Consider the following 8,041-nt stretch of genomic DNA (forward strand, 5'->3'; position numbering starts at 1 on the left):
CGCCGCTCGCCGGGTCAGGCGAAGCGGGCTCGTGATCGCCGCGGATGCAGCGCATCAGGCGCTTCGGGGTCGAGTTCGCCGCTCGGCAGATCAGGCGAAGCGCACGACCGCCTGCAGCCGAGCGCGTACTTCCATGACCTCGGTGCCGCCGAGATGGGCCGAGCCCGGCAGGCCCTCGCGCACCGCGCTCGCGAGGCGCGAGCGGCGCACGAGGGCGACGACGGCGCCGCGATTGGTGCCGCCGAGTTCGAGCGACTCCTCGGCGTGCTCGTCGGGCACGACGATGACGAGCGCCGTCGGCTTGACCTTCGCGGCACGCCCGATGGCCTTCGCGCGGGCGGCGAGGGCGCGCATCGGCCGCTCTCCGTCGAGCGCCGCGCCGACGAGTTCGCCCCGTTTCATGGCGACCGGCCCGCCCCAGTCTTCCGACTGGATCGCGAAGAGGCCCGTCGGCCCCAGCACGAGGTGGTCGAGCTTCGGCGGCAGGCCGTGGCCCGCGGCATCCGTCGCCACGTCGTGCCAGACCGTGTAGGCGATGCCGAGCGTCGACAGCGAGCGGGCGCTCGCCTCCTCGGCGAGCGCGTCGGCGAGCACGTGACGGATGTCGCGGGGCGCACTCCGCACGAGCGCGGGGTCGTAGGGATCCGCGAGGGTCACGCCGCGGCCCGCCCACTCCCGGATCAACCCGAGGTAGCGTTCGCGCGAGAGGCCGCCTGGATGACCGTAGGTGCGGGCGAGCGGACGCGAATCGCGACGCGGCCTCGGCGCCGCCGGAGCCCATGCCTCGCGGCTCGGCGCCGGTGCACCGCCGCGGGCACCGCGATCGAAGAGCGCCCGTGCATCGGGAGTGCCGACGAGTTCCCAGGCCAGCTGCACGGCGTGGAAGCGGACGACATCGCCGCCCGTGTCTGGGTGCGCACTCCGCAGCGCCCGTCGATAGGCGAGCCGCAGCGTCGCGTCGTCCGCGTCGGACGCGACGCCGAGCACCTCGTACGGTGAGGCGGAGAGCGGACTGTCGGGCATGGGCTCGCTTTCGGATGTGCGACCACGAGAATACCGCGGCACGGCTGTACGCGGGTCTAGACTGCCGAGCACAGGGGCCCGAGCGGGTCGCGAGAGAGGCAGAGATGCTGATCGACGTGAAGATTGCCGTGACCGAGCGCGTGACTCATCGGAGACGCTGAAATGCTGATCGACGTGAATTACTGGGCAGTGATCATCGCGACGCTGTCGACGATGCTGGTGGGGTCGATCTGGTACACGCCGAAGGTCTTCGGCAACTACTGGATGCGGGTCGCGAAGGTCGACGACTCCGGCGAGCGCGGAGCCGTCGGACCGATCCTCACGACCCTCGTCGTGAGCTTCATCTCGGCGTGGGTGCTCGCCATCGCGACCCAGGTCGCGTGGACCGCGCTCGGCGGCAACTACCTGCTCATGGCGATCACCACGGGCCTCATGCTGTGGGCGGGATTCACGGCTGCACGCTTCATCACCCACGACGTGTTCGAGGGGCGGCCGCCCGGCCTCACCATCCTCAACATCGGGCACGAGTTCGTGACCGTGATCGTGATGGCTCTCATCATCGGCGCCTGGCCTCCGGCCGGCACCGTCTGAGGCCCGACCGGCTCACTCAGCCCCGTCGAGTCGGTCCGCTCAGTCGGCTCAGTCCGCTCAGTCCGCTCAGTCGGCGAAGCGCAGCATGCCGTCGTCGACGAGCGTGCGCACCGCCGGCAGCAGCTCGGCCGCGAGCGCCGTCTCGTCGACCTCGAGCAACTGGGCGAGGGCCGCGACGATCGCTCCGATCGACAGCTCGCCGTCGCTTGCCCCGACGAGGGCCGCGAGCCCGGTGTCGAGGCTGATCGCACGCCCGAAGCCACCGCCCTGTCGCAGCAGCATCGCCGTCGGGTCGTCGTCGCCCGGCCAGTAGTGGCGCTCCTCAGTGACATCGCCCGCGGTCGTGAAGCGGGCTGCGGCGAGCGCGGTGTCGTCGAGTGCCGCCTGGCGGTCGTGCCCGGCGAGGCACTCGGCGAGGTGTGCGCCGAGCCCGGCATCGTTCGCGCCGAGCGGTCCGTGCAGGCGCTCGAGTCGCGCGAGCCGACCCTCATGCGCATCGGATGCCGCGGCATCCGCACGCCGCAGCAGCACATAGCCGAAGCCGACGCGCTCGACCCCGCGCGCGGCGAAGTCGTCGAGCCAGACGTCGTACAACCGGTCGAACTCCGCCGTGCCCGGCTTCGTGCCGCCGTCGCGGATCCACGTCTCGGCGTATTCGGTGACGTGCTGCACCTCGCGCTCGACCACCCAGTGCTCGAGTGCGGCAGCCCAGCCGCCGACGCGTTCGAGGCCGTCGGCCGCGCCGTCATCCACGGCGCCGCCGACGCGATACTCCCAGTTGCCGAGCAGCTGCGCGACGCCGCCCGGTTCGAGGTGCTCATGGGCTTCCCGGATCACGGCTTCGACGAGCGCATCGCCGACCATTCCGCCGTCCCGGTAGTCGTATTCGGGCACGCCCTCGACGCGCGGCGTGATGACGAAGGGCGGATTCGAGACGATGCGATCGAACCGCTCCCCCGCGACGGGCTCGAAGAGGCTGCCGAGCCGCAGCTCGACGCCGTCGATGCCGTTCAGCACGAGGTTCAGTCTCGCGATCCCGAGCGCACGCTCCGAGATGTCGGTCGCCACGATGTGCTCGGCGAACCGGGAGGCGTGCATCGCCTGGATGCCGCAGCCCGTGCCGAGGTCGAGCACGCGCCTCGCCGGCGTCGGCAGCATGAGCCCCGAGAGCGTCATCGAGGCGCCGCCGACGCCGAGCACGTGATGCTCGCCGAGCGCGTGCCCGAGAGCGAGCTCGCCGAGATCCGAGAGGATCCACCATTCAGCGCTGCCGTAGGCGTCCGCGAATGCGTACGGTCGAAGGTCGCGCCGTGCACGAACGGATGCCTCGCGAGCCGTCACGTCGGCATCGCCGTCGTCACCGGCGTCGCCGACGAGCCCGAGCTCGATCGCTCCGTCGACCCCGAGCCCCGCGAGCGCCTCCGCGAGCTCGGCGCGGGGCACGGCGACCCCGAGCACGAAGAGCTCGGCGAGGGTCGCGAGATCCGCAGATGCCCCGTGCTCTCGCCGACGGGCATCGAGCACCCGCCGAGCCGGTACACGTTCGCCGCGGTGCAGGGCGGCCGCGGCGTCCTCACCCCAGAGCGCCTCGAGCGCGGGGACCGTGAAGTCAGCGGCGACGAGGTCGGCGCGGAGGAGTTCGAGGAGACGGTCCGCACGAGCCTCGTCGGCGAGGATCAGGGGTGACGGTTCGGGCTCGGTGCTCATTCGACCATTCAAGCGCACCGGCGCCGGCGCGGCCCCGTCAGCGAGTCGCGACATCCGGGACCAGCGGGAACGCCCCGATGCCAAGCGGTCCGGTCAGCGAGTCGCGAGATCCAGGACCAGCGGGAACGCACCGAAGCCGTCGTCGATCGTGAGGTGCCCGCCGCCCGTCACCGTGACGTGCTCGGCCCCGAGCGGCTCCGCGAACACGCGTCCGGCGCCCTCGGGGCAGTAGGGGTCTGCGTCGCCGGCGATCACGACGACCTCTGCGGCGGCGGCGTCCACGGCGTCGCCGCCGAGGGCGAACCCGGCGATGCCGGGGATCCCCCGGAGTACCGGGTCCGAGACCGGGGCGACGAGCAGCAGACGGGATGCCGCGGCATCCGTTCGCCCTGCTGCCGCACGCCGGGCCGCGAGCGCGAGCCACGCGGCGCAGCCGAGGCTGTGGCACACGACGGTCAGCGATGCCGCGTCGGTGCCGAGCAGTTCGCGCTCGATCGCGGCGATCCAGTCGTCGAGCACGGGCTCATCGGGCTCAGGCAACTGCGGGTAGCGAACCGCGGCCCCGCTCCCCTCGAGCTCGGCGGCGAGCCAACGTTGCCAGTGCCCGTCGGGGCGCCGGTTCTCGTAGCCGTGCAGGATCAGGTACTGCAAAACTCGTGCCTCCCGGGCGTCGTCCGCCGTGGCGGGTCCCGGCAGTGCGCACCATTCAATCAGGTGACCGGCATGACGACGATGTCGACCGTCATCCGTTCGTCATCTGGCGTACATGTCGGGTTGCGCTCTGTAACCCTGCCGTCACACGGTGCGTTTAGCGTTGATTACGATCGAACGAGGCGAGGGGAGGCGCGCATGGCAGAGTCGACGACTCTGGAGCGGCTGCGTCAAGACGCACGCGACGAGCTCTCGGCGCTCATCGAGCTCCGATGCCGCCTCGGCGAAGACCCGTGGGTGTTCCTGCCCGACCTGCCGTCGGTCGACGAACAGGTCGTCGCGACGCTGCGCGAAGACCGGCTCCACTCCGAACGCTGGCGCACGGTGCGAGCACGTGCGTACCACCCGGCCGCCCGCGAGGGAGACGTCGCGAAGTTCGAGTACGAGTTGCTGCGCGAGATCGCCCTCGAGCACCCCGAGCTCAGCTCTGCGGTGTGGTTGGTGCTCGACCGGGTGCCGTCGCGCTGGTGACCCGCTGCACGCGCATCCAGGTGATGAAGCCGAAGATCGTGAACAGCCCGTAGAAGACGTAGAGCAGCGCCGAGGCGTAGTAGCCGGCGCTGACGAGCAGCGGCACGCCGACGATGTCGACGGCCACCCAGATGAGCCAGAACTCGGTCCATCCCTTGGCCATGCCCCAGGTCGCCAGCAGTGAGCCCATGAAGATCCACGCGTCGGCCCAGACGGGTTCGAACGAGCCGAGGGCGCGGAAGATCGGGGTCAGCACGAGCGTGCCGCCGACGAGCGCGACGCCGAGCAGGATGCGGGCCCGCGCGCTCGCCCACCGCGGTTCGACGGCGGAGTCGCTCACCTGTTTGTGCTGGCTCCAGCGCACCCAGCCGTAAATCGAGACGGCGATGAACATGAGCTGCCGGCCGGCCTGCCCGAGCAGGTTCACGGGGTTCGGCGTCTCGAAGAGCGCACCCATGAAGACGGTGAAGAGCAGCGCATTGCCGACGATGCCGACGGGCCACGCCCAGACCTTGCGCCGCAGGCCGCCGAGCGCGCTCGCGAGTCCGAACAGGTTGCCGACGATCTCGCGCCAGAGGATGACCTGGTCGCCGATCACCAACTGGGCGTCGAAGAGCCACTCGATCGGGTTCATGCGCGATCGGTTCGCGAGGCGTCGGGAGCACCGGCGTCGACGGCGCCGGTGTCGGCGTCGGTCGTGGCTCCTCCGCTCGTGGTGCCGCTCGTGGCTCCGACTCGGACCCGCCGGGTCACGAGCAGGGCGACGAGCCGCCATCCGAGCAGGAACGCGGCGAGCGTCAGGGTGGCGACGACGATGAACGCGAACTGCGTGCCCTGGCCGCTGACCACGCGGAGCAGCATGCCGCCGATCACCGTGACGGCCCAGACGATCACGCCCGTGGGCCAGACGGCGAGCGGATGCCTCCAAGCCCGTGCCGCGAGCCAGCCTACCGCGAGTGCCGCGATGAACGGCCACGCGGTCGCCGCGATGCCCGCGAGGTCGAGGCCTTCGGCGTGGCTGCTCCGGCCGATCGAGACGAAGACGACGACGAGCATGGCATCGAGCACCGCCGCGATCGCGATCGTGCCGGGTCGGTCGTTCGCGCGCTGCGTCATGCTCTCATCGTACGGATCCCCGAGTTCGCGCGCCCATCCCGGTGCACACCCTCATTCGCGAGGACCGAGGGCCCCGAGCATCGACGGGTCCTCGACCGGCAGCGCGCAGACGAACGCCTCGCAGCGGTACGCGGCGGCAGCCCCGTTCCGCGCGGTGCGCTCGGCGAACAACGTGAATCCCGCGTCGGCGAACTCGCGGGCCTGCCGCTCGTCGACGATCACCACGACGGATGCCTCGTGCGCCCTTGTCGCCGCGAGGAGCGGGTGCTCCCCTGCCTCGGCACCGCCTTCGCGCTCCCCTTGCTCGGGCACGACCGTCACGAGCTGCACGATCGGGGCCGCAAGCCGCGCCATCAGCGCGAGCGCACCGCCGAAGGCGATCGGCCGCTCCAGCGCGATCCCCGCGACCGAGGCCATCGCCCGCTCCGCCGCCGCGAGATACGCGTCGCCTGCGCCGAGGAGGTACAGCCGCCACGCGGCATCCGCGCAGGCGGTGAGGCCCGACGGCGCTGCGCCCTCTGCCGGGTCGTCGGGCAGCTCGAGACCGCGCGCCCGCAGCACGGGGTCTCCCCCGGCCGGCGCCGCGAACGGGAGAACGGCGTCGGCCTCGCCGTCGCTGGCGCCGCTCGCGCCACTCGCTGCCATGGCTGCGTCGATCAGGGATCGTGCGGCATTCGCGTAACCGGGCTCGCCGGTGACGAGGGCGAGCTCGAGCAGCCCGCCCGCGAACATGCCCGTGTCCTCCAACGTGGCGACGGCCGTCGAGGCACGCCCGTCGAGCGACGCACGCACCAGGCTGCCGTCCGACCGCACATGCGTGGCGAGCAGCACGTCCGCAGCGCGACGCGCCGCCTCGACCGACCGATCGTCGCCGCGCACGAAGCCGTGCCTCGCCAGCGCTCCGATCGCGAGCCCGTTCCAGCCGGTCAGCACCTTCTCGTCGAGGGGCGGCGGCGCCAGCAGCGCCCGCCCCTCGGCGTCCTGGCGGTAGTACCCGCCCTCGCTCCGTTCGCCGTCGATGACGCTCTCGGAGTCTTGCGCACTGGCGAAGCCGCCGCTCGCCAGCTGCAACCGGTCGATCAGGAATCGCGCGACGCCGTCGGCGATCGACCCCGTGTGCTCGTCGGTCGGGCGCGCCCGACCGAGCTCCGTCGATACCCTGAGCAGCAGCGCGTTGTCGGTGAGCATGCGCTCGTAGTGCGGCTCGGTCCAGTCCGCACGCGTCGCGTAGCGGAAGAACCCGCCCTCGACCGGATCGTGCAGCGGCGAGGCCCCCATGAGCCGAACCGTGCGCTCGGCCAGCGCCCGCCCGGATCCGCCCGCGACGGTCAGGAACTCGAGCACCGGCGCGACCGGGAACTTCGGCGCGCCGCCGAATCCGCCGTGCACACGGTCCTCCTGAGCGGCGAGCGACGCGATCGCGCCCTCGAGCTCTGGTCGGCCGGGCAGCACCCCATCGGTCCGAACAGCGGATGCCGCCGCCAACGCCTCGCCCACGGCCGCCGCCGTCGCGTCGAGTTCGGCGCGGCGCTCGCGCCACGCCGAGCTGACCGCGGCGAGCACGTTCGTGAAGGAGGGAACCCCGCGGATCTCGCGCGGCGGGAAGTACGTGCCGGCGTAGAACGCGCGACCGTCTGGTGAGGCGAACACCGTGAGCGGCCAGCCCAGCTCGCGCGTGAACGCCGACGCGGCTGCGAGGTAGCTCGCGTCGACGTCGGGATGCTCCTCGCGATCCACCTTGATCGCGACGAAGCCGTCATTGAGCAACGCGGCGACGGCGGGATCGCTGAAGCTCTCCCGCGCCATGACATGGCACCAGTGGCATGTGGCGTAGCCGATGGAGATCAGCACCGGCACATCCCGCTGCCGGGCGGTCTCGAACGCCGCCTCACCCCATGGATACCAGTCGACGGGGTTGGAGGCGTGGGCGCGCAGGTAGGGACTCATCGCCTCGCTCAGACGGCTCCCCATGCCCTCAGGATAGCGAGCGCTTCGGATCCGGTCTCGTGAACGTGGAAAGGCCGCCCGGTTGGGGCGGCCGTGTGCTGTTGGGTTGTGCCGCGTTGGGGCGGGTGTTAAACCAAAGAGAGCCGCCCATTTCTGGGCGGCTCTCTTCGAATTTATGTCCGGCGGTGTCCTACTCTCCCACAGGGTCCCCCCTGCAGTACCATCGGCGCTGCGAGTCTTAGCTTCCGGGTTCGGAATGTGTCCGGGCGTTTCCCTCGCGCTATGGCCGCCGAAACTCTAGAACCAATCACACCCCGGTTGGGGTGGTTGGTGGTCTCGGTGACCGCACCCACCAGGCCCCGGTGTGGGGGTGTGGTGGTGCGGGTGTGTTCTCAGTGTTGAGTTTTTGGGTTTCCCGTCTGAAGGGAACCACAGAGTGGACGCGAGCGTATCTTTGGCCACTCACACGGCCTTT

Annotated in this window: 8 protein-coding genes and 1 rRNA gene; 2 read left to right on the forward strand and 7 right to left on the reverse strand. The window is 71.1% G+C overall.

Annotation, left to right across the window (positions count from 1 at the left end; genetic code table 11):
- Positions 1 to 90: 90 nt before the first annotated feature.
- A complete protein-coding gene (locus ESP57_RS18280; RefSeq protein WP_056014872.1) occupies positions 91 to 1,023 on the reverse strand; it encodes a J domain-containing protein in 933 nt (310 codons plus the stop codon).
- Positions 1,024 to 1,185: 162 nt separating this feature from the next.
- Between ESP57_RS18280 and ESP57_RS18285 the strand changes: the two genes are divergently transcribed.
- Complete coding sequence (locus ESP57_RS18285) at positions 1,186 to 1,614, forward strand: DUF1761 domain-containing protein (RefSeq protein ID WP_056014874.1); 429 nt, start codon at positions 1,186 to 1,188, stop codon at positions 1,612 to 1,614.
- 66 nt (positions 1,615 to 1,680) lie between these two features.
- On the opposite strand, the gene ESP57_RS18290 is transcribed toward ESP57_RS18285, so the two are convergent.
- Positions 1,681 to 3,321: a DUF7059 domain-containing protein gene (locus ESP57_RS18290; protein ID WP_129232485.1), complete on the reverse strand. Its 1,641-nt coding sequence runs from the start codon at positions 3,319 to 3,321 to the stop codon at positions 1,681 to 1,683.
- A 93-nt stretch (positions 3,322 to 3,414) separates the two neighbouring features.
- Positions 3,415 to 3,972 carry an RBBP9/YdeN family alpha/beta hydrolase gene (locus tag ESP57_RS18295; RefSeq protein WP_129232486.1) on the reverse strand — a complete coding sequence of 186 codons (558 nt, stop codon included), beginning with the start codon at positions 3,970 to 3,972 and terminating at the stop codon, positions 3,415 to 3,417.
- Between the two features lie 198 nt (positions 3,973 to 4,170).
- Here ESP57_RS18295 and ESP57_RS18300 point away from each other — a divergent pair, with 198 nt between their 5' ends.
- Entirely contained in the window at positions 4,171 to 4,503 is a 333-nt protein-coding gene (locus tag ESP57_RS18300) for a hypothetical protein (protein ID WP_056014879.1), read from the forward strand.
- Here ESP57_RS18300 and pnuC read toward each other — a convergent pair.
- The 4 genes from pnuC to rrf form a co-directional block, all read right to left on the reverse strand.
- Positions 4,454 to 5,137, reverse strand: coding sequence for a nicotinamide riboside transporter PnuC (gene pnuC, locus ESP57_RS18305; RefSeq protein WP_129232487.1), 684 nt, complete (start codon positions 5,135 to 5,137; stop codon positions 4,454 to 4,456). The genes ESP57_RS18300 and pnuC overlap by 50 nt on opposite strands.
- A complete protein-coding gene (locus ESP57_RS18310; RefSeq protein WP_129232488.1) occupies positions 5,134 to 5,619 on the reverse strand; it encodes a DUF3054 domain-containing protein in 486 nt (161 codons plus the stop codon). Before ESP57_RS18310 ends, pnuC begins: the two co-directional genes overlap by 4 nt.
- A gap of 51 nt (positions 5,620 to 5,670) precedes the next feature.
- On the reverse strand, positions 5,671 to 7,590 hold the full coding sequence (locus ESP57_RS18315; protein WP_129232489.1) for a thioredoxin domain-containing protein: 1,920 nt from the start codon (positions 7,588 to 7,590) through the stop codon (positions 5,671 to 5,673).
- A gap of 153 nt (positions 7,591 to 7,743) precedes the next feature.
- Positions 7,744 to 7,860: ribosomal RNA gene (gene rrf / locus ESP57_RS18320) — 5S ribosomal RNA — on the reverse strand.
- Between the last annotated feature and the right edge of the window lie 181 nt (positions 7,861 to 8,041).

It is taken from the genome of Agromyces fucosus, from assembly GCF_004134865.1.
Lineage (GTDB): Bacteria > Actinomycetota > Actinomycetes > Actinomycetales > Microbacteriaceae > Agromyces > Agromyces fucosus.